A 24,316-nucleotide genomic window follows, 5' to 3' on the forward strand; every position below is an offset into this window, starting at 1 on the left:
CCGTCTGGCGGTTCTCTGTGCGTCTATGGGGCTGGGCTGGGAGGGTAAAAGGAGGGTGTCGCGTTGCGCCCGTCAGAATGGCGCTCAGGCGGTGATAGCGGGGTGTGATGCGCGGGTCGTCAGTGACGGGGGAATGCTCTGTGGCAGGCCGCGCCGGGCAGCGCGGCAGGGGGAATGGGTTAGTCGTCTTTAAGCAGGACGTAGGGTGTGAAGCGGATCACCTCCTGCCCAAGCCAGTCATTGATGTGTTTCAGTGCTGCCATGACCGACATCAGTTCATTAATGGCAAAAACGCGCGCCGCTTTCTCGACATCGCCAAACGAACCTTTCTCGCCGGGCATGGCCCCATCAACTGCGGCGGTACGCGGTGCGCGGCAAGGATATCGTCACGCGACACCGACTTGACGTTCAGGAATTCATCCTTGGCAGTGATCTGCTGGAACGGCAGGATTTGCACGCCGTCCTTGCCGCCGCCGGGGGAATGTATCAGCAGGTTTTTGAATGCGCCCTTTCCCCGTGAATCCGCCAGCGTTTTTTTCACGACCTCCATACTTTCAAGGTCAACCTGGGTGGCACCCACGTAGATAATGCACCCGGCATGAGAGCCGTTGTCGTAATAGAGCTTGCGAAACATATCCGCCGAGTGGGACAGGCTGGCGGAGAGTAACGCCCCCAGGTATTCCGGCATGCCGTAAATCTTCTGGTTGATATCGGGATTCAGCACATGGCAAATGCTGCCCGTTCTGAAAGGGTGCTCGTCCTGCCATTGCCGAACGAGCCAGTAGGTGTCCAGATCGTTACCGCGCCGGACATAGCGGGCGGGGGCATGCCGTAACGTCAGGGGGCTGCCAAGTTGATTGCATCGCAGTTCAAGGTAGGCATTCCCGAAAACGAACCAGTCCAGCGCCAGTGCGGAGAAGGTTTGGCGGGACAGTAAAGGGTTGGGGAATAAAGCAACCCGTCAGCACGTTACGTTTGAAGTACAGCGCCGACTGATGCCATGATGTCTGCCGGGATGCCTTCGCCAGTCCGCCCCAGTCAATGGGCGTCTCGTAATACCGGCCATTGTTCGCGCAAGCCGTGTTATCCAGCAGATCGTAATCTTCCGCCAGATAAGGGCCGTCAAAACTAAAAGCGCTCAATGCGGGATCCCTTTTTAGCGCGCCGGCGAGATCAGGATGTCTGACTGTGGTCGGCAAATTTTTTTTTCTGTTTTTCTTCATCAGAACTCCATGGCGAATCCACCGCCGTCGTCTCGTTCCTGGCCCAGCGGTTCGTTAATAATAGCTAGCATGGTGGCCCAGGCCAGATCGCCATGGCTCACGCCGCGGGCGCGATCGATGTCATAGGTGATAAACCCGCCCGGCGTTTTTACCTTGCGCACGGCATTAAAGGCGTTAATCAGGGCGCGCTCACTGCGATCATATTCCCAGCGCCCGGCGCGTATAATCTGCAACATCTTCAGTACCAGGGCGCGCTTGGACGACAGCGACAGGGTGTAGGGCATCGCCATCGGAAAGAATTTCTTCACCAACTGGTAAACGGCCTCGCCGTTGCCGCCCGTCACGTCAATGCCAATATGCTGTACGTGATACTTGAGGGTGAAGTTTTCAATAACCTTTGCCTGCGCTTCAAACTCCAGCCCGCGCACCTGCTCCGTTTCCACCGTGCGGAACTTGCCGCCGGGCACCAGGGGCGGCACTACCACGGATACCGCACCGCTATCGCCGTTGCCGCTGCTGCCATTGACATCGTAGCCCAGCCATACCGGGCGGTTGCCCATGGGGCGTGAGGCGAACGGCTTCCAGTCCGGCCACTCGTCGTAGCCGTCCGTCCCGCAGCTTATCAGGGCGTTAAAATTAAAGGCGGATTCGCCATCGCGAACGAACTCGCACAGGTAAAGATTGCGAAATTCATCCTCGCTGTTTTCCTCCTGGATGTCGGCAAGACGGGTATATTCCCAACCGCGATCGATAACGTCCTTCAGGGTAACAATCTGGCGCCAGGTTTTATCCGGGCACAGCAACCCGCTGTTGAGCGCTTTCCACGACACATCGAAGGCGCTGCGCCCTGGGGCGCTTCTCGTTCCAGCGTTCTCCGGTCCAGAACGGGTAAGCCTCGTGTGTTTCGGCTGACGGCGTGGAAAAGTAGGGGCGTGTCAGTCCTGTTAGCGTTGCCATGGCTGCCGCCACCTTGCGCAGGTTGGTAAAGTTACTGACCCAGAAAAATTCATCAAAATAGAAGTTGCCCGTATACGACTGTGCCGTCGCCGCCGACGTCCCCAGAAAATGCAGCTCGGCCCCGTTTGAGAGGATGATGCGATCCCCCCCTTTCAGGTCAACGTCCACCGCCTGCGCCGCTTTCTGGATCGTGTTTTTGAACCGGTACGCCTGACGCCGCGACGCGGACAAAAAAATCTGGTGGCGCTGCCAGGGGTGTGTCACTTCGGTCTCCAGTGCCCGCAGCAGGGCTTCCTGCGCGAAATACCAGGTTGCGCCTATCTGGCGTGACTTCAGTATCATGCGGTTGCGACAGTCTGCTTGCCGACACACCTCAAGGGAATCAAACTAGGTCCGCTGGTGTGCGGCGAGTGAGTCCATGATGTTGACCCGCAGCGCGGCAATCTGCGCCTCGCTGAAGTGGTTTTTCGGCTTGCGCTGGCGTGGCTTTTGGCGGCGTCAGCCTCTGGTCGTGGTCCGTCCGACAGTTTTTTCAGTTGCCGGGTCAACAGGTCAATCTCCTTGAAATCCCCGCCGGTTTTATCCTGCTTGCCCGTCAGCTGGACCAGGCGCGCGTCAATGGACTGGCTCACAGGCTGGACAGGCGGCGCGTTATCCCATGCGTCGTGTTTTTTCCAGGCGTAAAGGGTGTTTTGATTGATGCCCATCATGCGCGATATTTCCGCCGGCGGATAACCCTGCCAGTAAAGTTGTTTTGCCCGCTGGCGTATAAAAGCGTCTTGTATCATTGGTCCTCCCCGTTCATGACAGGCAGATGACCGCGTGCGCACGGGCGCTTGCGCCCCCTTTCGGGTCTGGCCCGTCTCCGACAACAACGCCGCATTGAGACGGCACTCAACGCTTGCCATCATGGGCAGACAGCACACACACCACTTAACAGGAATACCGACATGGCCAGCGCCGCTAAACCCGCTCGCAAAAAATTCCGCGTCGCCGTTTCCGGGGGTACCGTTGACGGGCGCGAAATCAGACCTGATCACCTCCGTGACGCCGCTGCACATTACAGCCCGGACGTTTACGGTGCCCGCGTCAACGTGAAGCACTACCTTTCGCCGGTCCCCGGCAGCGATTTCGGCGCCATGGGGGATGTGACGGCGTTAAGTACCGAAGAGATAAGCGACGGGCCGCTCGCAGGACGTACTGCCCTTTATGCCGAAATTGCCCCCTCCGAGCGCATGAGACAGCTCACTGAGGAGGGCAAAAAAATCTATTCCAGCATTGAGCTGCATCCACAGTTTGCCCTTAACGGCAAGGCGTATGTGGTCGGGCTGGCGATGACGGACACCCCGGCAAGTCTGGGCACCCAGCGCCTGAAGTTTGCCGCGCAGCAGCGGGCGCAGGTGATGACCTTTAACAATCAGCAGGGCGACGCGCCGCTGTTTACCGATGCTATCGAGGCGGAATTAATCGAGCTGGCAGAACAGCGCAGTGATGAAGGCAAGCAGTGGTTTGGCCGCATCATGGCGATGATTGGCGCAGGCCGGCACAGCGACACGGCGCAGTTCAGCCAGGTGCGCGACGCCGTTGAGCAGGTTGCGCAGTCTCACGCCGATCTGGTTGACCGCGTGGCCGCGCTGGCGCAACAGCATACCCGCGACAGGCGTCAGATCACCACACTGAACAATGAGCTGACTGCCCTGCGTGGACAATTACAGCGGCAGGATGGCGATCCGGTTTCGCGTTTTGCCGTCACCGGCCAGGCCAGTGAAACATTGGTAGATTACTGATCCACAACGAAGGGATAATACAATGAGCTTCGCACTTGCAGGCAATGCCCGCGCGACACTTGACCGGTATATGGCGCGTCAGGCGCAACTTAACCATGTGTCGGTCGGCGCGCTGGAAAAGCGCTTTACGGTCGCTCCGGCCGTCCAGCAGCGTCTGGAAAACGCCCAGATATTGAGCAGTGATCTGCTGCAAAAAATCAACGTGATCGGGGTAAAAGAGCAGGAAGGCGAAAAGGTGCTGATTGGCACCACCGGTCCGATTGCCCGCACTAACAGCACCAGTGACGGCACTCAACGCCGTAACCCGGCCACAGTGCATGATCTGGAAGCACGGCGCTACCGCTGCGACCAGGTGAACTACGATACCGCCATTGGCTATCCCCAGCTGGATGCGTGGGCGGGGCATGCCGATTTTCCGTTGCGAATCAGTCAGCAGATCGCCCGCCAGGTGGCCCTTGACCGCATCATGATCGGGTTTAACGGCACCTCCCATGCGCTGATTTCCAACTTTGCCAAAAACCCGTTGCTTCAGGACATTTTACCCGGCTGGCTTGCACAGATCCGCCAGAAGGCACCGCAGCGCGTGATGTCCGATGTCACCATTTCTACACGCGACATGACCAACAAGGTGGTGGGTGAAGGCAAATACAGTAACCCGGATGCACTGGTGCAGGATGCGCGGTCGTCCCTGCTGGAGGAGTGACATAAGGAAGCCCCGGATCTGGTGGTACTGATTGGCCGCGACCTGCTGAACTCGCTGCGTCTGCCGTATATCAACACCCTGAGCGCCACCAGTCCCAATGTTGAACTGCTTGCCGGTCAGTTGATCCTGTCTTCCGAAATGATTGGCGGTCTGCCGGTCTATGTCGCGCCGTTCTTCCCGAAAGATGCCATGCTGATCACCGCCTTTAGCAACCTGTCGATTTACTACCTGCTGGGTGGTCTGCGCCGGTTGATGCGTGAAGAGCCGGAATACAACCGGCTGGCGGTATACCAGTCCTCGGTCGATGGCTATGTTGTCGAGGCTTTAGGCAAGGTGGCGCTGATTGACAAGCTGACCTTTGCTAAACCAAAGCCGCAGGAGCCGGCCACCGATACGCAGAAAAAAGGACAGACGAGGCAGGACGGAGTATAATGCTCCCCGCTGTTGCAGAGCGGGCGGGGTGCGCCCCGCCATGAATGGAGAAGAGCAACGATGTTAACACCGGCACAGGCGCACTTTCAGCGCGTCATGGCACAACGGCGCGGGGAATCGGACGGCGCGGGCCGCACGGCGCACGGAGCGATCCTGCACCGCTTGCGGCTGGCTCAGTCGCGCCTTAAGGGGATCCAGTCCAGGGCCGTCAAGGTAGAGGTCAAGAAAACACTGCTGCCCGAGTTTTCCGGCTGGATAGAAGGGACGCTTGAGAGCGATAGCGGTCGCCAGGATGAGGTGATCGTGACGCTGATGGTGTGGGCAGTGGATTGCGGTGATCTGGCGCTGGCACTGCGGCTGGGTGCTTATGTGGTGCGTCATTGCCTGACACCGCCCGATAATTTCGGGCGCGATGCCGCCACCCTGCTGACGGAAGAAATCTGTAACCCGATCCTGACGCTGGCCAGTACCGAGCCGAATGCAGATTTATCCGGCTTCATTGCGCCGCTGGACGCGTTGTGGGACATCGTGAGGCAGCAGGATATGCCCGATGAGGTGCGCGCCAAACTGTGCAAGGCCAGTGCGTTCTCACGCCGTGCCAGCACGGATCCGGAGACTCAGGGAGACGCCCTGAAGCTGTTCCGCGAGGCGATGCACCTTACCCCTGGCGCGGGCGTCAAACGTGACATTGCCACCCTCGTGCGCCCACCGCCTGATTTTTCAGGAGAGAAACACATGGGCAGTCTTGTCGCGGGAAAACCCGTTTTGCCTGCAAAAGGGGATACCCCTGATGTGGATGATGGGCAAAGTGCCGTCAGCGCCGGGGATTTCTGGCCGCTGATCGTCCTGCGCGACCTGCGCCTGGCCGACCGCATTACCGGGGGGATCACCACTTCCAGGCTGATGCACGTCACGACGGAAGCCGTCGCGCATGTGACCGATCAGCTTCAGGACTGGCAGGCGCACCAGACGGCATCCGGCTACTCCCGCTTGCAGGCCGTGCCGTCAGCCCACATCAATGGCGAAAGCAGTAAGGTGTATCGCTACCGGCGTGCCGTGTACGCCATCGCCCGCGCTCTGGTGCTGGAAGGCTATCGTGATGTCGATACCACCGCGAAAGGGGATAAGGCCGCCGACGCGCTGGACGCCCAGCGTGATGATCTCTGGCGCGATGCGCGCTGGAGTATTTCGGATATCCGGGGCGTCCCGCGCCTCTATGCGGAGCTGTGCTGATGAAAGTGAAAGCCTTGCAGGGGGATACCGTGGACGCGCTCTGCTGGCGGCATTATGGCGCGACCTGTGGCGTTACCGAAACGGTGTTATCTGTCAATCCTGGTTTAAGCCAGGCAATCGCTCTGGATGCAGGCCAGGAGGTGGAGCTGCCGGATATTGCGCGCGACACACAACAGGAGCGGGTGCAGCTATGGGAGTGAGTCTTTTTCAGCGGCTGGGTGACTGGCTGACCTACGGCATGTCAGCGTGGGTGACCAGCATTGGCGTGATGACATTAAACGAAAAAATGGCGCTCGCCGGTATGCTGGTCGGTCTGCTCTTTGGGGCGCGCGGCTGGCTGCATCGTGTTCGCATGGAGAGAGGGTTGGCGCGCCGCAACGACCTGATTGCGCAGATCCTGGCACAGGCTTCGCGCCGCCCGTTGAGCCACGCCGAACGCCAGTCGCTCAGCCAGCTACAGCAGGATGTGCCGGACGATGAAACGGGTTATTAAAAAATGCGCGATTGGGGTGATCCTCGCGCTGGGTCTCACCCTGAGTCCGGGCGCGTTGCGTACCTCTCCCGAGGCGCAGCGGAAGATTGCCACCTGGGAAGACTGCCGGAATACCCCGTATTACTGCACGGCAGACGTACTGACGGTAGGGATCGGTTCAACGGGTGGGGTTGAAAACAGGACGTACAGCGATGCGGAGATTGCCCACCGCTGGGTGAATGACCTGCAACACGCTGAGAACTGTATTAACCAGCACTTTGAGGGTGAACACATGCCGCAATCGGCCTTTGAGGCAATGACTGACGCCGGACTGAACGTCGGCTGTACGGGCCTGATGTGGTTCACCAACCGCCAGGGTAGAAAACAGCGTACGACGCTGTGACAGCGGGCGCAGGCGCATCAGTGGAAAGCCATGTGTTACCGCCTGACGGATTTTGTTAACAGCGCCGGAAGGCGAAACCCTGGCCTCGTTAACCGCAGGAAAGATTTCAGGGGCTGGTGTTTGCGCGATACGCGGGAGGTGTCGTGAAGCTGGCGGGCATCCTCTGCGTACTGCTGGCGCTGACGGCGGGCGGGCTGCTCTGGCAGACGCAGCGGCACGGGGAAGCGCATACCCGCTACGCGTCGCTGTCTGATGAAATGCAGCATAACCGTGTGGTGATGGACGAATTACGGGCCATGACGGCGGACGCCCGCTAGGCGCTGGCGCAACTGCGGGCAAGCGAACAACAACGACAGAAACAGGGAGAAATCCGGCGTGAACAGATACGTAAAGCCACTGACAACGAGACGTGCGCTCGTACTGTTGTCTCTGCTGCTCTCAGTGACAGCCTGCAAAACCGTCAGCCCGCCCCCGTCGCTTCAGGTCATCTACGAACCCGTGCCGGAAAGCCTGACGCTGGCGACCTCCGTCCCGCCGCTGAGAGCACCGGTGACCTGGGGCGCGATCGCCCTGTGGAGCGATCGCCTGCGCGACGTGCTGGACACCTGTAACGCCGATAAGGCGACGATTGTCGATCTTGAGCAACACAGACTGACGCGGCTGACCGAGTACGCGGAGAGCGCGCGATGAGCGTACCCGCTGTAACGAAAAGGAAAACCCTATGCTAAAAGCCGATTCACTGCGTGACACCCTGACACACTCAATCCCCTGGTGCCGGGCGAACCCGGAAGCCTTTACGGTGTTTGTTGAGGCGGGGCATATTGAAACGACCGGCGAAACGCCGTCGTTTATGTACAGTTATACCCTGGTGCTGTTTGTGATGAACTTCGCCGGGGATATCGATGATTTTACCCTGCCGTTACTGGCCTGGCTCTGGCACAATCAGCCGGCGCTGTTGCTGAACCCGGAGAAAAACCGGCAGATAGCCTTTACTACGCTGATTAATAACGACGACACCGCAGATATTCTGTTTGAGATGCCGATAAGCGAGCGCGTGAAGGTGACGCTGGATGCACACGGCATTCCCCGTGCTGAGCATCTGCCTGAGCCGCGTCCACGCCTTCACGTCATGCAAGGCGGCTGGGGTGACCTCTTTGAAGGCGCATCGCGGGAGGCAGCAGCATGAGCCACGATCGTTTGCGTACGCTGGACGGTATTTTCAGCGACATCCTGAACGCCGCCTCGCCATCCGGCCGGACGCGCACCGCGCGCGCCATCGGCCAGGCCTTGCGGCGCAGTCAGCAGCAGCGCATCAAGGCCCAGAAAAACCCGGATGGCTCGCCGTATTGCGCTCGCCGCCGCAAGGTGTTGCGCGCCCAGCAGGGGGTGGTGTTTGCCTGGCGGGGGGAGATCCGGCGCCTGAAGAACTGGCACGGTGCACGGGGTCAATACGGGCGCACCCTTACCGGCTTTGATGAAGATCGCAACGCCATTCGCACCTTTTACCGCCACGATATTGAGCGCTACATCGAGATTAACACTCAGTCGGTACGCCGCAATACCACAAAGAAGGCGCCTCTGTTTCAACGGTTGCGTCGTTATCGCTTTCTCAGGATGCGCGCCGATGCCGGGGGGGCTAGCGTAGGTTTTGATGGAGTGGCCGCGCGTATCGCCCGTGTGCATCAGTTTGGCCAGCGTGACCAGGTTGGGCCAGGCACTTTCGCACACTATCCGGTGCGTGAACTGCTGGGTTTCACGTCAGCAGATGAACAACACATCACCGAGCAGGTGATTAACAGCCTGGGGAGGTTAGCGCGGTGAACGCTGAACTGATCCGTCTGCTGGAAAACCTGCTTCGTGTCGGCGTGGTGGTCGCCGTGGATGAAAAAAGCGCCCGTGTACGCGTGCAAAGCGGCGAGCTGCTGACCGACTGGCTGCGCTGGAACACCCTGCGCGCGGGCGCGTTCACGCTCTGGGCACCGCCTTGTGTGGATGAACAGGTCTGGCTGGGGTGATTGGGCGGCAATCCTGAAACAGCGGTCATCATCGGCAGCCTGTATAGCCACGATCACCCGGCGCCGGGCAGCAGCCTGAAGGACATCATACTGACCGCGCCAGACGGTGCGCGTTTAGCTATGACGCTGACGCCGGCGCGCTGTACGCGCAGGGCATGAAGACCGCCCACATCGTCGCTGAGACCCGCGTAACGCTCGAAACGGCCGTGGTGGAATGCACGGCGCATCTGAAGGCGCGCACGTTTGAACTGACGGCAGGCGGCACAATGAAAGGCGACATTGTGCATTCTGACGGCGCGCTGTCCTCTCACGGGGTGACGCTGCATACGCATGTGCATGGCGGCGTGCAGGGTGGCGGCGGCAACACCGGGGGGCCGACATGACCGTTCGCTATACCGGCATGAACCCGGACAGCACCGGACTGCTTATCGATGCCGACCACCTGTGGCAGGCCGTTCGTGATGTGCTGACCACGCCGTTGGCCAGCCGTGTGATGCGCCGGGACTACGGCAGCCTGCTGCCTGATTTGCTCGATGAGCCGGAAAACGACATCACCCGCCTGCGCTGCATGAGTGCAGCAGTGGTCGCGCTAGCCCAGTGGGAGCCACGCATTGCCCTGAAGGGTATCGCTGTCCATTACTCAAAAATGGGCGCGGTGAAGGTTGAACTCGCCGGGATCATCACTGAAACCTTGCAACCCGCCAGCACGACACTGACGCTCAGGAGTGGTCGCCATGTCAACCGTTGACCTGTCTCAGTTACCGCCGCCACACATCATTGCCGTGCCGGCATTTGAGCGCATTCTTCATGACATCAAGATTTTCATGATCGCAGCCTTTCCGAAGGCGCAGCAGGCGTCGGTTGCGGCGGCGCTAGCGCTGGAATCCGAGCCACTGAACGTGATTGCCCAGGTGGTGGTTTACCGCGTGATGCTGCTTGAGCAGCAGATCAATGACGGTGCGCCGGCCTGTATGTTAAGTCATGCGGTGGGCGCCGATCTGGATTACCTGGCGGCTAACCTGAACACCAGGCGTCTGGTGGTAACGCCTGCAACGCAGACCGACTCCGCCGTGATGGAAAGCGACACCGCCCTGCGCCTGCGGGCGCAAGCGGCCTTTGATGGTCTGAGTGTTGCCGGGCCGTCGGGTGCCTACGAATACTTTGCCAAAAGCGCCAGCAGCAAGGTGGCCGATGCAAAAGCGACCAGCCCATCCCCTGCGGTGGTGGTGCTTTCGGTACTCTCCACAGAGGGGGATGGCACTGCTGACGCGTCGCTCCTGGCGAGTGTGACGCGCGCCTTATCCGCGGAAGATAAGCACCCTCTTGGTGATCGCCTGACGGTGCAGTCGGCCAGCATCGTCACTTATCAGATTGAGGCGCGTCTGCATTGCTACCCCGGCCCGGAATCTGAACCCATTCAGGCCGCCGCGCAGGTGTCGCTTAAGGCATGGCTGGCACAGCAGGGAAAAATTGGCTGTAACGTGGCCCGCTCCGCCATTATGGCCGCGTTACATGTGCAGGGTGTACAGCGCGTGGAAGTTCTGACGCCTGCCGATGAAGAAATCGTGATTGATGATACACAGGCGGCGCGCTGCACCGCCTTCACCATCAACATAGGGGGCACGGATGAATAACGCTCTGCTACCGCCGTCAGCCAGCCACTTTATGCGTCATACCGAAAAGGTGACAGCGCGGATCAGTGATATTCCCGTTGAACTGCGTCAGTTATGGGACGCGGATACGTGTCCGGCGGCGCTACTGCCTCATCTTGCCTGGGCGCTGTCTGTTGACCGTTGGGATAAAAACTGGCCGGAGTCTGTCAGACGGCAGGTGATTAAAGCCGCCTGGCAGATCCACCGGCAAAAGGGCACTATCGCCGCCCTGAAGCGCGCGGTAGAGCCGCTGGGCTATATCATCCGCGTGATTGAATGGTGGCAAACTGGTGAGGCGCCGGGCACCTTCCGGCTGGATGTGGGCGTACTGGAAAACGGCATTACCGAGGCCATGTACCAGGAGCTGGAGCGCCTAATTGCGGATGCCAAGCCGGTCAGCCGCCACATGACCGGGCTGTCGGTCAATCTCGACGTTAACGGGCAACTTCCGGTCGCCGTCGGCAGCTACGACGGCGATATCCTGACCGTTTACGCCTATACCCCTGAAACCCTGAGTGTCACCGCCTCGCTCCCCGGCGCGGCCGGCACGCAAACCGCTGATACCCTGACCGTGAGCATCACATCATGAGCATCAAATTTTTTGGCATCCTGACCCACCAGGGCGCGGCCCGGCTGGCGAACGCCGCCGCACTGGGCACCAAGCTTGACTTAAGTATCATGGCGGTCGGGGATGGCGGCGGCAGTCTGCCGTTTCCTGAGCCGACACAAACTGCGCTCAAAGGCGAACGCCGCCGCGCGGCCCTTAACCATCTGAGCATTGACCCGCTTAACGGCAACCAGATTATCGCCGAGCAGGTCATTCCGGAAAATGAAGGCGGATGGTGGATAAGGGAAATGGGCCTGTTTGACAAAGACGGCACCCTGATAGCGGTAGCCAACTGCCCGGAAAGCTACAAACCCCAGATGCAGGAAGGCAGCGGGCGCACCCAGACCATCCGCATGATCCTGATCGTCAACAGCACCGAGGAACTGGCGCTGAAGATTGGGCTGCGAACCGCACAGGTTGCAGGGAATAATCGGAAATTGGCGCGCCTGCGCGAAGCGGGCAATGTCCTTTTCGCGGCAGTAGGCCAGGGGTCGGATGACGATATGCTTGCCGTCGTCGCTCATAAGCTTGGGCGGCATCCCTTTGAGTTTGCCGCCGTAAAACATATTCAGAAACAGGGTTTGCAGAATATCGTCGCGATGGTGGCCGAGCGCGATGCGCGTCGCACCCAATTCCGTGGCGGTGCGGTAAAGAATGCCCCGGCGCAGACGTGAGCAGAGCGAGCACGTGGTTTTACCCTCGGGAATTTTGTTCTTGACGATACGGTAGGTATCTTCGGTGACGATATGATATTCGACGCCCTGTGACGCGAGATACTCGGGCAGCACATGCGCCGGGAAGTCGGGTTGTTTCTGGTCCAGATTGACGGCAACCAGGGAAAAATTGACCGGCGCGCTTTGCTGCAAATTGCTCAGGATTTCGAGCAGGGTGTAGCTGTCCTTGCCCCCGGACAGGCAGATCATGACGCGATCCCCTTCCTCAATCATGGCGTAATCGGCAATCGCCTGGCCTACGTGGCGCCGCAGGCGTTTTTGAAGTTTATTAATGTTGTATTGCTGCTTTTGCATGACCACGGCGTTCTCAGCCTTCCTCATAACGTGATGACGTTGCGCGCGCCAGAGGTTTTCCCGGGGCGGCATTACCGGCGTATGGTACGGATTGTACGCGATAATGCCAGCATCGACAGACAAAAAATGCAGCCGCCGGCGGTTTTACCCGCCTTCTCGCGGCTGCCAATCAAGGCGCCCTATTTCTCTCGCCCTGGTGGGATGGGGCGCAGCGAAGGGGGGTATGTGCATTGCTGTCTCGCCGCCAGACCGCTCGCGACCCGTTTTTCGCGCTATCCGGGTTGGGGATTAACGGCGACTCAGCAATTCCTTGCCCGCTTAAATCGTCTAAAACTGCAATTTCGCTGCCGCAGAGATATTTCGCCCCTTCCACTTAATCGCTATGGTAGTAAAATGGATCCCCCCTGGGATGCCGTTCAGGGGCGGGGCGTATCAGGCAACGCGGCGGGATGACGCTCAGGGGGGGCGCATCGCGTAACAGAGCGGGATGACGTTTAGGAGAGCGACTTATTCGAGCCAACGCGGAGGGGGACTATGTTCAGAGCAATGACTCATCCATCGGATCGTGCAGGTGCAGATCCTGCACTTGCCGAAGGTGCTAAAACCACGGCCAGGATGATATTAAGCCGCACCGTTCCTGACGCCTCGAGCAAACCGCATAAAGCCAAGTGGCAAAAGGCCAAATGGTGGGTGTTGAAAAATCTCATGGCGGCCAGTAACCGACATATTGGCGCGTTGGATCTCCCCCATCTTATCATGAGTGATATGACCCTGCCGCGAAGATTAAATCTCACCGGCGCGAATCTGCGTAAAAGCGAATTTAACCGGGTCACTATGACGGCCGTGCTATTGTGCCAGAGCGATCTAAGCCACGCGAATCTCACCAGCTGTAACATGCGGCGGGCTAAATTGCGCCACGCAACGCTGTATCGCGCACGGTTGGACAAGGTCCTGTTACGTCGAGCGGATTTACAGTATGCCGATTTAAATCAAGCGCAACTGAACCATGCCGTATTGGATTTCGCCAAGCTACATAATGAATGCCAACTTCAAAATGCCAACTTCAAACTCACCAGCTTCTACCGCGCCAAGTTGCGGCATGTCGATCTCAGCGACGCCTACCTTAAAAAGGTCGATTTAAGCGGCGCCTGCCTCAGATATGCCAATCTGCGCAATGCGGATTTGCGCACTACTCACTTTCGCGGCACCTGTTTGCGCAACGCCAATCTGAGCGGCGCGCATATTTCTCCTGGCGGCATGTGCAATATGAATTTCCAAGGGGCCATTATTGAAGGGGACCTTAAACTGGATCTGTCAGCTGGATGGAGTCAAAAAAACGCCCTCGATAATTATCTTAATCCAAGCAATTACGCCAAAGGCGGTGGCGTCTTGCAGGCCATTGACAGTATCAGCACGGTTTATCAGCCGCTGAAAATCACGTTAATGCGGCAGATAATGGTTTCACTACAGCAAACCGACCTTTCCCTGGCCACCGTCGCCCCCGCGCGATTAGATAAACTGTCCAGCGCGCCTTATTTATGATGAACCGGATATTGCCCGCTGGTCACAGGAAATCGGCTCGCGCTTTATCAGCATCTTCGACACGAAAATTATGCGCCGGCAACAAGAAGAGGTGCTGCGCGTCATACTCGATACCTTCAGCCGTTACCCGGAGAGTATGGTTATCCATAGCGCCGCCTTTATCCAGACGATTGCCCAGGCCATCTATGCTCGCCGCGCGTCGGCGACGGTGCAGCAGGCGAAAACGCTGTATGCGCGTTATCTCACCCATCGCCGGATAGCGCCTTATGCCTTGAAGGAGGAATTTGGTGATCGTGCGAAACATGCACCCAACTGGCAGGATAAAAGCGCGGCCAATTATGTTTTCCTCGCCGGCAAACGCTCCGCCTACGCCCTGTTGTTATCGCAGGAGGGGCTTGAAAGCTTACTCGGTAGCGATCATAGCGCTGCGGACTACCGGCATTATTACCTTTACCGCGATGGCGTCCCCGTGAACCGGCAGGAGTATTGCTGGGAAACCTTGCGCCAAGAGCGCTTTCCGCTGTTCCAGTCGGGTTATCTGCGCCGGCTTAGCGAAAAACATATTATTGAGGTCTTGGCCCGCTTAAATCTGAGTGCCGCCACCCAGCAGTTGTTTGTGGAAACGACGAAACAGGCGTACTCAAACATTAAACTGGTGAGTCCTGAGAAGCAGTTGCTGATGCACGGCTTATGGGTGAACAGGGTTTATCGGTTCGACACCGACGGCAACTGTACGCTTGATGAGGGTTTTTATGCACGGCTGATGCAGTTGGCGCTGTTGGTTGACCGTTCACCTGCTGAGCGGGCGCAGGTGACGTTTTGCCTAGCCGCGCTCTTTGCCAAATGTGCCTCGAACAGCCTATTCGGGACCGAGGATGATTCGCCTTATGCATTACGCAGTCTCGCCTGCGCCTTCTTGGATCGGGCCTGTACGCTGCTGAGCCGCATCGCTCACGCCGCACGCGACTTCACCGTCTGGAAAAACGCTTTGCTTGGCCGCCAAGGTGAAGCCACCTGCGCCTCCGTCGTGGCCAGTGAGATGTTAGGATACGGGACGACGCATTTTCCAGAGGTATTAAAGCAGGTCATGCCGGTCGAGTGGCGCTAGCGCCACAGGTGGCGAAAGGCTTGGTACAGGCTTTGTCGTCATTATCTCAGCCGCGGCGCGTGTCGTCGCGCACTGGGCAGTAGCCGCCTCGACGGCAGGGGCCAGGAGCCGCAAAGGGTACTCATGACGCAGGCGATGGCCTGCCTCGATGCGCTAGCGCGCAAGTGCTGAAAACAGGGCTTTACGCGCGTGCGGCCGCGGCGGCACGGGGTGCGTTAGCACCCTCGCGGGCGGCTTTGGCAAGGATAGCCTCTGTGTCTAACCAGGCGTTGAACCGATCGGCATGCGCCGTCACAAACTCGGTCAACACACGTTTATAAGCGCCGCCATGGTCCGGCTTCCCGAGCGCTATTGCTAATGCGCTCCTGATATCTTTGGTCTCGGGGGTGCTCGCGAGATATTTAAACACATAGTAAGGCCAAACGTACAGCCTGTCGCTGTGCCCGTCGGCGGAATAGGCGTTGATATCAACAAGTTGCGATAAACTGGGGCGCTGGCCGTCAGGATCGCGCCGCAATGCCGCCGCGGCATAAGCCTCACCCTGACCGGAGAGATATTGTGCTACGCCCTCTTGCCAAAAGGTCACCCATTCTGAGGGGAGATAGGCGCTGTTGCCATAGGTAATGTATTTATTATCGAGAAAATGCACAAACTCATGGCAAAGATTAAGGATTTTTCCTTCCTGGTAATACACATATAGGCTTGGCTGATTGTGAGGACTGCTCGGTTCGCCTTTGACGAAGAGTCCACCGTTATTAGTGTTAATGCGGTAAGGATAATTACCATAACATACGTATTGCTTTCTCTCTTTGAAGACAACCATCCGCAGCGGTTTAGAGACATAATCCATCACCGTTTTTTTGCCAAACAGTGCAACAAATTTTGCGACTGTTTTTTCGAGTTCCCTACCAATCTCATCGCGTTCACAAGGAGAGAGCGCGAGCTGCGATTGCAGCTCGCCGCCGGTTGATAATGGGGTTTTGTGCGGGACAAGGGTACGGTGATTAAGCGGCTTGAACAGCCCGTGAAAGTAGTGACGAGATAATTCAGTGAGCCTGTTTAGAAATTTGTGTATTTGCCTGATTTTGATATGTTCAATCCAACATCAAAAACAGGTTAATTTATGGACGAAAAACAGTTGCAGGCTCTGGCTAACGAACTGGCCAAAAATCTCAAAACCCCTGAAGATCTCAGTCACTTCGATCGGCTGCTGAAAAAAATCAGCGTCGAAGCAGCTCTCAATGCCGAAATGACCCATCACCTCGGCTACGATAAAAATCAGCCTAAACCGGGGACCAACGCCCGCAACGGCTATTCCACAAAAACCGTTACCACTGGCGATGGCCCGCTGGCGCTGCGTACTCCGCGCGATCGTGACGGTTCCTTTGAACCGCAACTGGTGAAGAAGAACCAGACCCGGATTACCGGGATGGATAACCAGATTTTATCGTTGTACGCCAAAGGGATGACCACCCGCGAGATCGCCGCCGCGTTCAAAGAGCTGTATGACGCCGATGTCTCGCCGGCGCTGGTCTCAAAGGTTACCGATGCGGTCATGGAGCAGGTTGTCGAATGGCAAAACCGGCCTCTGGATGCAGTCTATCCCATTGTTTATCTTGACTGTATCGTTCTAAAAGTCCGGCAGGACAGCCGCATCATCAACAAATCTGTGTTCCTGGCGCTGGGCATCAACATCGAAGGCCAGAAAGAGTTGCTAGGTATGTGGCTGGCCGAAAATGAAGGCGCAAAGTTCTGGCTGAACGTGCTGACAGAGCTGAAAAACCGCGGCCTGAACGATATCCTTATCGCCTGCGTAGACGGGCTGAAAGGTTTCCCTGACGCTATTAACGCGGTGTATCCGGAGGCGCGGCTCCAGCTGTGTATCGTACATATGGTGCGCAACAGCCTGCGGTTCGTCTCCTGGAAGGACTACAAGGCCGTCACCCGCGACCTGAAAGCTATCTATCAGGCCCCTACGGAAGAAGCCGGCTTGCAGGCGCTGGAAGCGTTCTCCAGTGCCTGGGACATCCGCTACCCGCAAATAAGTCGAAGCTGGCAGGCAAACTGGGCCAATCTGGCCACGTTCTTTGCCTACCCAACGGACATCCGCAAGGTGATCTACACGACCAACGCCATCGAGTCGTTAAACAGCGTGATCCGGCATGCCATCAAAAAGCGCAAGGTGTTCCCGACCGACGACGCAGTGAAAAAGGTGGTGTGGCTGGCGATACAGGCGGCCTCACAGAAATGGACAATGCCTTTGAGGGACTGGCGCATGGCAATGAGCCGCTTTATTATCGAGTTCGGTGACCGCCTGGACGGTCACTTCTGAGAAAAGGCATTTACACAGAATCGTGTACAGGGTCAATTCAGTCGGGTTTTGCCCGGTATCCGCCACATATTTCGCCAGCACCACGCGAATCTCTTCTCTCAGCGGGCTCTTTTCTCCCAAATCCTTATAAGCCTTAAGCCAGTGGGTAAGTTGTCGGTTAAGCGGCTTGAGTAACGAACCTTGGTCATGCATATGGCTGTACTTTATTACTCTGACGCCAATGGCGGTATAAGCATCCATCGCGCGACGCAAATGATCCAAAGCATAGACATCTGATCCTGTTGCGACAAATTCCAGTGATGCTCGGATCGTTTGCTTGATAACGCTCTTGAGCTGCTTTTGCTTGGTATATAAAAATTGATCATCGCGGCTGTGTGGGGGCACACTGTTTATGAGATCGCAAAGTGCAATAAAGCAGTTGCTGGAGGCATAATCACTCATGCGTTGGAACTGTGCGCAGGTCAGGAATTGCGTCATCAACATGCGCAGATTTTTATAATTTTTTTTGACGTTGTCGCCGGGGTCGGGTGATTTCGTACCATGATTCCCAACGCTTGCAGCCAGGTTTTCGCCAATATCAGCAGCGGCGGGTCGACTAGGTCAGCGCCTGTTTCGCGGGCGCCCGGATCCGCTGAGATAAGCTCCTTTTTCCTGGCCGTCAGGCAATCCCCTAATCTTGATAACGCCATGGAAGCGGCTTGGCGGGCGTCTTCACGTTCGCCGGCGAAGGCGTCGGGGAGCGTGACACGTTGATAATCACTTTCGATATATTTGGTCAACAGGCGCAGATCGGCGATGTCCGCGTCAAATAGCCTGCCTGTACCGAGTCGATCATTCATTTCCTGCACCGCATAGCGAAGTTTTTGCGGGCTATGGCCGCTTTGTTGAATAAATCCGAAATTTGTGACGACTTCCTCCCTATCAGGGCGATTGTTACATGATACGGACGCTGTTTGGCATTCCTAACAGCGTGATCCGGTTAAGCGCTTTGACCATTGCCATAGCCTCACCTACCTGCGCGTCATAGTCATGCAGACTCAGATGACCACCCAGAAGTGTTTTAAACCGGAACATGGCCGTTTCAGCCAGTGAACGCCGGTGATAACCTACTTTCTTTTTCCAGGTATCGTTATTGCCGCTCAGATGCTGATTTGCCACCGCATGGTTATGCTCATGGTATCGAGCTGGCCAATATTGCGCACCACTTCGCGGTGGGATAAGCGGCTTTATTTTTTTCCTCAGCAGAGCATCATGACAGTAACGCGTATCGTAAGCACTGTCAGCCGACGCTTCCCTGATTTTCCGGTGGGTTTGGTTAATCAGCCCGGGCAGCGCCTGCGCATCTGTCGTACCGCTTAGCGATAAATCGGCACAGATAATTTCATGTGTCGCGCTATCTACTGCCAGATGAAGCTTGCGCCATACTCTGCGCCTCTCAGCCCCATGCTGCCTGACTTTCCATTCGCCTTCGCCGAAAATTTTCAGGCCGGTGCCATCGATGACCAGGTGTGAGATTTCGCCGCGGGTTGGCGTTTTTATGCTGATGTCGACGGTTTTTGCTCGCCGGCTGACCAGAGAGTAATCTGGGCAGCGCAGCGACAGCCCCATCAGTTTAAAAATCGCGTCAACGAAACCCTGTAACGCCCGGAGCGAAAGGTTAAACACGCGCTTTATCATCAGAACCGTGGTAATGGCCATATCGGTATAGTGAAGCGGCCGGCCACGATGTTCAGGTGGTGTACTCTCAGTCCATGCAGCAATGGCTGACTCATCAAGCCATACTGTCATGTCCCCCCGCTGCCTGAGCGCATTGTTGTATGCAGGCCAGTTGGTGATTTTAAACTTTTGCTTTGCCATGGGGACCTGATGTTGAAACGAATGTAGTGATCAGAGCCGCCAGTCACCTAAAAGTTCGATTTATTCAACAAAGCCGGCTATGGCCAAAGCTGATTTTCAAGAACGGGTCGTAGTCGCTGTGCATATCCTTCATCAATTGTTTCCTGCCGGTGAGAATGATTGCGCGCTGTTGCGCGGTTTTTGCCACCGCGGTTTCGTTTACGGAGGGAAAAGCCCATTGCCGGGGAGTGTTCACGGGCGGCGCCCCGCTGTGGGTAACTTGTTCGGGTACGGTCGCAAGGCGCGTTAACTGCGCCAGTTTTTGCGAGCGTGGGGAGACAGAAGAGTCCGTCGCCGAAGGGGAGATCGATTTCTTGACAGAAAGGGCGGTTATTCGTTCCTGAATTGGCATTCATTTTCCTTGATATTTAACAGTGATCCGAAAACATTTGGTCCGTGCCGTCGCCGGTTGGCGCGGCCTTAGCGCCGCACCTGCCATGGTGGGTATCGTTTACATGCCGGAGGGAAAGGTAGCGATCTGTTGTCCGAATAGTCGTACTAACATAACGGTCGGTTTCCTTATTCATAAGAGATAGAGTTACTCTTGCCGTGCGGGTGCAGTCTGGATAGGAGCAGTGAGATCTCTTAGCGCCAAGCGTGAATATCGACCTTTAATACAATGAGTTATCTACACTTATTGAGATGGGATGGCATGCTTTTGGAAAAAATAGCGCGTTGTGGATTTCATTCTGACGCGGCAGCGGCGGGAGCATTGCCAAAAAAGGGAGGACGTCGCAGGGGATGGCACGGGGAAAAGAGATAGAAAACGGTTTCGCACGGCGGCGCGCGGGTGGGGCTGCGACGGCCCTACCCTGTGAAAAGCATTACTCAGGGGAATGCGTAGGCGTCAACCGGAGGTTTCCGCCTTACCGGCCATCCGCGCCAGGAAATCATATTTCTGCTTCAGTTCTTTTTCCGCCGCCTGATATAGGGCGCTGGCGACGTCCGGCTGTTGGGTATTCAGCCGACGGAACCGCTGTTCGTTAAGCAGCGTGGCGGACAGATCGCTGGAGGGGGGCCGGGAGTCCAGCGCCAGCGGTAGTTTGCCTTCTTCGCTGCGACGAGGGTCGAAGCGATACAGCGGCCAGAAGCCGGTGGCGGTCAGTTGGCGCATCTGGTCATGGCTCAGCGCCAAATCATAACCATGCTCTTAGCAGGGGCTATAAGCGATGATCAGGGACGGGCCTGGATAGGCCCCCGCTTCCTGTATGGCTTTCACCGTTTGATTCAACTGCGCGCCGAGGGAAATCTGTGCCACATAGACATGACCGTACATCATCATGCTAACGCCAAGATCTTTACGCGCCTTGCGCTTGCCCTGTTCACCGAATTTGGTCACCGTGCCGAGGGGCGTGGCTTTGGACTGTTGTCCGCCGGTATTGGAATAGCATTGGGTATCCAGGACCAGCACATTGACGTTTTCGGTCAGGCTCATCACATGATCCAGACCGCCAAAGCCGATATCGTAGGCCCAGCCGTCGCCGCCGATAAGCCAGATGGACTTATCCACCAGGTAATCGGCGTCCCGCGCCAGCTGACGCGCCGTGGTCTCTGCCGCATTGCCCAGCAGACGGCGCAATTCGCCGATGTGCCGCCGGCGTTCTTCCACCGGCGCCTCGGCGACGCGCAGGCCTGCCACCAGCGCATCAGGTAACGACCCGGCGTGCTTATCCAGCAGACGCAACACCCGCTGGCGGTGGCTATCCACCGTTAGACGAAAGCCCAGGCCGAATTCCGCATTGTCCTCGAACAGCGAGTTGGCCCAGGCCGGACCGCGGCCGTCGGCGTTAGTGGTATAGGGCGTGGTGGGCAGGTTGCCGCCATAAGTTGCTCTTCTGTGGTGGGCAGGTTGCCGCCATAAATCGGTGGCGTTGGCGATAAGCAACCGGTCGCCATACAGCTGGGTCAGCAGCTTGATATACGGGGTTTCGCTACAGCCGGAGCAGGCGCCGGAGTATTCAAACAGCGGGGTAATCAGCTGCGAGGTGCGGATATCGATGCGCTCAAGCGTGCGGGTGTCGATTTCAGGCAGGTTGAGGAAAAAATCATAATGCACCTTCTCCTCTTCCACGTGCGCCAGACGCGATGCCATGTTAATCGCTTTGATTTCCGGGTTTTGCCGGTCTTTAGCTGGACAAACCTCAACGCACAGATTGCAGCCGGTGCAATCTTCCGGCGCCACCTGCAACACATACTTCTGGCCGCGCATATCGCGCGCCTTAACCTCAAGAGACGCCAAACCCGCCGGCGCTGGCGAGCAGCGCCTGTGGCGGGACGACCTTGGCGCGGATCGCGGCGTGGGGACAGGCGGCGACGCAGTGGTTGCATTGGGTACACAGCGACGGTTCCCACAGCGGAATTTCTTCGGCGATGTTGCGCTTTTCCCAGCGCGTGGTGCCCATCGGCCAGCTGCCGTCCGGCGGCAACGCCGAAACGGGCAGGGCGTCGCCCAAACCGGCGAGCATGGCGGCGGTCACCACTTTGACGAAATCCGGCGCCACATCGGAGACGACCGGTGGGCGCACGGGGCTTGCCCCGTCGACCGGTTGCAGCACTACATTAAACAGCGCCTCGCGGGTCGCCGCCAGCGCCTGCCAGTTGCGCTCCACCAGTTCTTGTCCCTTGCTACTGTAGCTTTTGGCCACCGCCTGTTGCAGGGCGCTTAACGCTGTGTCCGGCGGTAAAATACCGGACAGCTGGAAGAACGCCATCTGCATGACGGTGTTAATACGCGCGCCCAGCCGGCATTCGCGGGCAATCTGCTGGGCATTAATGACGTAAAAACGCGCCTGGCGCTCATTGAGCAGCGCCTGTACCTCTTGCGGCAGGCGCGGCCAGATTTCATCGGCGCCGTAGGGGGTATTCATCAGGAAAATACCGCCGTGACGCAGGCGCTCCACCATCTGATATTTATCGATAAATTGCGATTGGTGGCAGCCGACAAAATCCGCCTCACCCACCAGATAGGCGGAATTAATGGGGTTCTCGCTAACCCGCAGATGGGAAACGGTTAATCCCCCCCGCCTTTTTTGAATCGTAAACGAAATAGCCCTGGGCGAAGAGCGGCGTGGCGTTACCGATAATCTTGATGGAGTTTTTGGTCGCCGACACCGAGCCATCGCTGCCCAGACCGTAAAACAGCGCCTCCAGCCGCGACTGACGCGGCAGCGTCGCCTCGGGCAACGGCAGCGAGAGCTGGGTAACATCATCATAGATACCCACGGTAAAACGCGGCCGCGGCGCCGCCTGCGCCAGCTCGTTAAACACTGCCAGCACGCACGGCGGATCGAACTCTTTGGAAGACAGACCAAAACGGCCGCCGATGGTACGCGGCAGCGCGTCGCGTTCGCCCCGGCTGTAGGCTTCCGCCAGCGCGGTCATCACATCAAGATACAGCGGTTCCGCCTGTGCCCCCGGCTCCTTGGTCCGGTCCAGCACCGCAATCGCCTTAACCGTCTGCGGTATGATCTCAAGCAAATGGCGGGCGGAGAAGGGGCGGAATAGCCGCACCTTGACCACCCCGACCTTTTCACCGCGAGTGAGCAGGGTATCAATCACCTCTTCACAGGTACCGGCGGCGGATCCCATCACGACAATGACCCGCTCGGCCTGCGGATGACCATAATATTCAAACGGCTTGTAGTGCCGGCCGGTGGCGGCGGCGAAGTCGTCCATTGCCTGCTCCACCTGCCGATAGGCGTCGTTGTACCAGGGGTTGGTGGCTTCCCGTGACTGGAAATAGGTATCGGGATTGGCGGAGGTGCCGCGGATCATCGGATTATCCGGCGTCAGCGCGCGGGCGCGGTGGGCGTCGATGGCGTCCTGGGGCAGCAGCGCTTTTAATGTGTCATCCGACAGCGGCGCGATTTTGTTAATTTCGTGGGAGGTGCGAAAGCCGTCAAAAAAGTGGATGAAGGGCAAACGGCTGTTTAGACTGGCCACCTGGGCAATCAGCGCGAAGTCCTGTGCTTCCTGGGCGTTATTGGCGCACAGCATGGCGCAGCCGGTCTGGCGCACCGCCATGACGTCCGAATGGTCGCCAAAAATCGACAGCGCGTGGGTCGCAACGGTGCGCGCCGCCACATGCAAGACAAAAGGGGTCAACTGGCCGGCCAGCTTATAAAGAGTCGGGATCATCAGCAATAATCCCTGAGACGACGTGAACGAGGTGGACAGCGCGCCGGTTTGAAGCGCGCCGTGCACCGTGGCGATGGCGCCGGCTTCGGAATGCATCTCCACTACCCGCGGGGTGTCGCCCCAAATATTGGGCGTGCCGGTCTCGGACCAGGCATCGGCCTGCTCGGCCATGGTAGAGCTGGGCGTGATGGGGTAGATGGCGATAACTTCGTTAATGCGGTAGGCCACCGAGGCGACTGCATTGTTCCCGTCTGTGGTGATCATGAGGACCCTTATCTGTGCTGCGGATGATAGCCGTGAAATCATTGGCTTATCATGAATTGCCGCAAGTATAGCAGCACTAACCCTGGGGGATTTTAGCTTTTGTGTGATGCAAGAAACGCGAGGAAAGACAGATGAAGTGTAAAGTCAATTGGCGGGTTCTCGACGAAAGCGCCCGCTGCCGCTACACTGGCTCTTCCAGACTATTCCTATTTTATCCTTGCGGAGCCCTTTGATGACGTTATCACGGTGGTTATTGGCGACCTCAGTCGTGTTACTGGTGGCGTGCAGCAGCGATCCCAGTGTCAATGACGAACCCGAACAGCAGGGGACGACGGTACGTATGCCGCGCCCGGTGCTGAGCCAGGCGGAACAGGCCGCCTGCCGGCGCGCTGAGCCGGCAAATCGGGCGCGCAATGCCTGTTCTCCTGCCGGCAAGCGGCGTTGGTGAGTGGGGCGCCTGCCGGGCGCCCTCGCGTTTAACGCCGGCCCGGGTTGATGGCGTCTACGCCGACGCTATGCGCGCCC

The 24,316-nt window shown here is 57.8% G+C and carries 20 protein-coding genes and 9 pseudogenes; 20 read left to right on the plus strand and 9 right to left on the minus strand.

Annotated features, from left to right (window positions below):
• Positions 1–179: 179 nt before the first annotated feature.
• A pseudogene (locus SOPEG_RS29555) lies at positions 180–1,226 on the minus strand (phage portal protein).
• Positions 1,223–2,968 (minus strand): annotated as a pseudogene (locus SOPEG_RS11930) (terminase large subunit domain-containing protein). The pseudogenes SOPEG_RS29555 and SOPEG_RS11930 overlap by 4 nt, the downstream one beginning before the upstream one ends.
• 162 nt (positions 2,969–3,130) lie before the next feature.
• Here SOPEG_RS11930 and SOPEG_RS11940 point away from each other — a divergent pair.
• From SOPEG_RS11940 to SOPEG_RS12005, 16 genes and pseudogenes are all read left to right on the plus strand, one after another.
• Positions 3,131–3,967, plus strand: a complete 837-nt coding sequence (locus tag SOPEG_RS11940; protein ID WP_025245513.1) for a GPO family capsid scaffolding protein — start codon at positions 3,131–3,133, stop codon at positions 3,965–3,967.
• Positions 3,968–3,989: 22 nt separating this feature from the next.
• Positions 3,990–5,102, plus strand: a pseudogene (locus SOPEG_RS11945) (phage major capsid protein, P2 family).
• A gap of 60 nt (positions 5,103–5,162) precedes the next feature.
• Positions 5,163–5,807, plus strand: a pseudogene (gpM, locus tag SOPEG_RS27540) (phage terminase small subunit); the annotation flags it as partial.
• A gap of 30 nt (positions 5,808–5,837) precedes the next feature.
• A complete protein-coding gene (locus tag SOPEG_RS27545) occupies positions 5,838–6,335 on the plus strand; it encodes a head completion/stabilization protein (RefSeq protein ID WP_148297190.1) in 498 nt (165 codons plus the stop codon).
• Positions 6,335–6,535: a tail protein X gene (locus SOPEG_RS11955; RefSeq protein ID WP_025245515.1), complete on the plus strand. Its 201-nt coding sequence runs from the start codon at positions 6,335–6,337 to the stop codon at positions 6,533–6,535. The genes SOPEG_RS27545 and SOPEG_RS11955 overlap by 1 nt, the downstream gene beginning before the upstream one ends.
• Positions 6,526–6,828 carry a hypothetical protein gene (locus tag SOPEG_RS11960; protein ID WP_025245516.1) on the plus strand — a complete coding sequence of 101 codons (303 nt, stop codon included), beginning with the start codon at positions 6,526–6,528 and terminating at the stop codon, positions 6,826–6,828. The genes SOPEG_RS11955 and SOPEG_RS11960 overlap by 10 nt, the downstream gene beginning before the upstream one ends.
• Positions 6,812–7,357: pseudogene (locus tag SOPEG_RS11965) on the plus strand (lysozyme). The gene SOPEG_RS11960 and the pseudogene SOPEG_RS11965 overlap by 17 nt, the downstream one beginning before the upstream one ends.
• Positions 7,354–7,527, plus strand: a complete 174-nt coding sequence (locus SOPEG_RS28290) for a hypothetical protein (protein WP_158382394.1) — start codon at positions 7,354–7,356, stop codon at positions 7,525–7,527. Before SOPEG_RS11965 ends, SOPEG_RS28290 begins: the two are co-directional and overlap by 4 nt.
• A 106-nt stretch (positions 7,528–7,633) precedes the next feature.
• Complete coding sequence (gene lysC, locus SOPEG_RS26360; protein WP_025245517.1) at positions 7,634–7,900, plus strand: Rz1-like lysis system protein LysC; 267 nt, start codon at positions 7,634–7,636, stop codon at positions 7,898–7,900.
• Positions 7,901–7,931: 31 nt separating this feature from the next.
• Positions 7,932–8,396: a phage tail protein gene (locus tag SOPEG_RS11975; protein WP_025245518.1), complete on the plus strand. Its 465-nt coding sequence runs from the start codon at positions 7,932–7,934 to the stop codon at positions 8,394–8,396.
• Complete coding sequence (locus tag SOPEG_RS11980; protein ID WP_025245519.1) at positions 8,393–9,031, plus strand: phage virion morphogenesis protein; 639 nt, start codon at positions 8,393–8,395, stop codon at positions 9,029–9,031. Before SOPEG_RS11975 ends, SOPEG_RS11980 begins: the two co-directional genes overlap by 4 nt.
• Before the next feature lie 11 nt (positions 9,032–9,042).
• Positions 9,043–9,608: pseudogene (locus tag SOPEG_RS11985) on the plus strand (phage baseplate assembly protein V).
• Positions 9,605–9,973, plus strand: coding sequence for a GPW/gp25 family protein (locus tag SOPEG_RS11990; protein WP_025245520.1), 369 nt, complete (start codon positions 9,605–9,607; stop codon positions 9,971–9,973). The pseudogene SOPEG_RS11985 and the gene SOPEG_RS11990 overlap by 4 nt, the downstream one beginning before the upstream one ends.
• Entirely contained in the window at positions 9,960–10,859 is a 900-nt protein-coding gene (locus SOPEG_RS11995) for a baseplate assembly protein (protein ID WP_025245521.1), read from the plus strand. Before SOPEG_RS11990 ends, SOPEG_RS11995 begins: the two co-directional genes overlap by 14 nt.
• Positions 10,852–11,466, plus strand: a complete 615-nt coding sequence (locus SOPEG_RS12000; protein WP_025245522.1) for a phage tail protein I — start codon at positions 10,852–10,854, stop codon at positions 11,464–11,466. Before SOPEG_RS11995 ends, SOPEG_RS12000 begins: the two co-directional genes overlap by 8 nt.
• A pseudogene (locus SOPEG_RS12005) lies at positions 11,463–11,882 on the plus strand (phage tail protein); the annotation flags it as partial. The gene SOPEG_RS12000 and the pseudogene SOPEG_RS12005, both read left to right, overlap by 4 nt.
• Here SOPEG_RS12005 and ttcA read toward each other — a convergent pair.
• Positions 11,859–12,539, minus strand: a pseudogene (gene ttcA, locus SOPEG_RS24755) (tRNA 2-thiocytidine(32) synthetase TtcA); the annotation flags it as partial. The pseudogenes SOPEG_RS12005 and ttcA sit on opposite strands and share 24 nt — an antisense overlap.
• Between ttcA and SOPEG_RS28515 the strand changes: the two are divergent.
• The 3 genes from SOPEG_RS28515 to SOPEG_RS30240 all read left to right on the plus strand — a co-directional run bounded on the left by SOPEG_RS28515 (position 12,477) and on the right by SOPEG_RS30240 (position 15,162).
• Entirely contained in the window at positions 12,477–12,965 is a 489-nt protein-coding gene (locus SOPEG_RS28515) for a hypothetical protein (RefSeq protein ID WP_162149700.1), read from the plus strand. The pseudogene ttcA and the gene SOPEG_RS28515 overlap by 63 nt on opposite strands.
• 81 nt (positions 12,966–13,046) lie before the next feature.
• Positions 13,047–14,054, plus strand: a complete 1,008-nt coding sequence (locus SOPEG_RS22955; RefSeq protein ID WP_081742993.1) for a pentapeptide repeat-containing protein — start codon at positions 13,047–13,049, stop codon at positions 14,052–14,054.
• A 52-nt stretch (positions 14,055–14,106) separates the two neighbouring features.
• A complete protein-coding gene (locus SOPEG_RS30240) occupies positions 14,107–15,162 on the plus strand; it encodes a hypothetical protein (protein WP_250635983.1) in 1,056 nt (351 codons plus the stop codon).
• 181 nt (positions 15,163–15,343) lie between these two features.
• Here SOPEG_RS30240 and SOPEG_RS12025 read toward each other — a convergent pair whose 3' ends face one another.
• Complete coding sequence (locus tag SOPEG_RS12025) at positions 15,344–16,261, minus strand: collagenase (protein ID WP_081742994.1); 918 nt, start codon at positions 16,259–16,261, stop codon at positions 15,344–15,346.
• A gap of 24 nt (positions 16,262–16,285) precedes the next feature.
• On the opposite strand from SOPEG_RS12025, the gene SOPEG_RS12030 reads away from it, so the two are divergent.
• Complete coding sequence (locus SOPEG_RS12030; protein WP_025244030.1) at positions 16,286–17,494, plus strand: IS256-like element ISSoEn2 family transposase; 1,209 nt, start codon at positions 16,286–16,288, stop codon at positions 17,492–17,494.
• On the opposite strand, the gene SOPEG_RS27550 is transcribed toward SOPEG_RS12030, so the two are convergent.
• The 5 genes and pseudogenes from SOPEG_RS27550 to nifJ all read right to left on the minus strand — a co-directional run bounded on the left by SOPEG_RS27550 (position 17,402) and on the right by nifJ (position 23,791).
• Positions 17,402–17,971: a hypothetical protein gene (locus SOPEG_RS27550; RefSeq protein WP_148297066.1), complete on the minus strand. Its 570-nt coding sequence runs from the start codon at positions 17,969–17,971 to the stop codon at positions 17,402–17,404. The two genes, SOPEG_RS12030 and SOPEG_RS27550, sit on opposite strands and share 93 nt — an antisense overlap.
• The gene (locus SOPEG_RS12035) at positions 17,971–18,333 is read right to left on the minus strand and encodes a hypothetical protein (RefSeq protein ID WP_025245529.1); all 363 of its coding nucleotides are present in this window, start codon (positions 18,331–18,333) and stop codon (positions 17,971–17,973) included. Before SOPEG_RS12035 ends, SOPEG_RS27550 begins: the two co-directional genes overlap by 1 nt.
• Positions 18,334–18,427: 94 nt before the next feature.
• A complete protein-coding gene (locus SOPEG_RS12040; RefSeq protein ID WP_025245530.1) occupies positions 18,428–19,351 on the minus strand; it encodes an IS5-like element ISSoEn1 family transposase in 924 nt (307 codons plus the stop codon).
• A 64-nt stretch (positions 19,352–19,415) separates the two neighbouring features.
• Positions 19,416–19,742, minus strand: coding sequence for a hypothetical protein (locus SOPEG_RS27555; RefSeq protein ID WP_025245531.1), 327 nt, complete (start codon positions 19,740–19,742; stop codon positions 19,416–19,418).
• 495 nt (positions 19,743–20,237) lie between these two features.
• Positions 20,238–23,791: pseudogene (gene nifJ, locus SOPEG_RS12045) on the minus strand (pyruvate:ferredoxin (flavodoxin) oxidoreductase).
• Between the last annotated feature and the right edge of the window lie 525 nt (positions 23,792–24,316).

Origin of the sequence: Candidatus Sodalis pierantonius str. SOPE, from assembly GCF_000517405.1 — a bacterium.
GTDB classification, from domain to species: domain Bacteria; phylum Pseudomonadota; class Gammaproteobacteria; order Enterobacterales; family Enterobacteriaceae; genus Sodalis_C; species Sodalis_C pierantonii.

Bases quoted from the DNA above. Each gene is read 5' to 3' on its own strand.
- SOPEG_RS27545 (WP_148297190.1), top strand. From the start codon at position 5,838: ATGGGCAGTCTTGTCGCGGGAAAACCCGTTTTGCCTGCAAAAGGGGAT.
- SOPEG_RS11940 (WP_025245513.1), top strand. From the start codon at position 3,131: ATGGCCAGCGCCGCTAAACCCGCTCGCAAAAAATTCCGCGTCGCCGTT.
- SOPEG_RS11990 (WP_025245520.1), top strand. From the start codon at position 9,605: ATGACCGTTCGCTATACCGGCATGAACCCGGACAGCACCGGACTGCTT.
- SOPEG_RS27555 (WP_025245531.1), bottom strand. From the start codon at position 19,742: ATGCCAATTCAGGAACGAATAACCGCCCTTTCTGTCAAGAAATCGATC.
- SOPEG_RS12030 (WP_025244030.1), top strand. From the start codon at position 16,286: ATGGACGAAAAACAGTTGCAGGCTCTGGCTAACGAACTGGCCAAAAAT.
- SOPEG_RS12035 (WP_025245529.1), bottom strand. From the start codon at position 18,333: ATGAATGATCGACTCGGTACAGGCAGGCTATTTGACGCGGACATCGCC.
- SOPEG_RS11955 (WP_025245515.1), top strand. From the start codon at position 6,335: ATGAAAGTGAAAGCCTTGCAGGGGGATACCGTGGACGCGCTCTGCTGG.
- SOPEG_RS27550 (WP_148297066.1), bottom strand. From the start codon at position 17,971: ATGACGCAATTCCTGACCTGCGCACAGTTCCAACGCATGAGTGATTAT.
- SOPEG_RS12000 (WP_025245522.1), top strand. From the start codon at position 10,852: ATGAATAACGCTCTGCTACCGCCGTCAGCCAGCCACTTTATGCGTCAT.
- SOPEG_RS11995 (WP_025245521.1), top strand. From the start codon at position 9,960: ATGTCAACCGTTGACCTGTCTCAGTTACCGCCGCCACACATCATTGCC.
- SOPEG_RS22955 (WP_081742993.1), top strand. From the start codon at position 13,047: ATGTTCAGAGCAATGACTCATCCATCGGATCGTGCAGGTGCAGATCCT.
- SOPEG_RS12040 (WP_025245530.1), bottom strand. From the start codon at position 19,351: ATGGCAAAGCAAAAGTTTAAAATCACCAACTGGCCTGCATACAACAAT.
- SOPEG_RS11960 (WP_025245516.1), top strand. From the start codon at position 6,526: ATGGGAGTGAGTCTTTTTCAGCGGCTGGGTGACTGGCTGACCTACGGC.
- SOPEG_RS11980 (WP_025245519.1), top strand. From the start codon at position 8,393: ATGAGCCACGATCGTTTGCGTACGCTGGACGGTATTTTCAGCGACATC.
- SOPEG_RS11975 (WP_025245518.1), top strand. From the start codon at position 7,932: ATGCTAAAAGCCGATTCACTGCGTGACACCCTGACACACTCAATCCCC.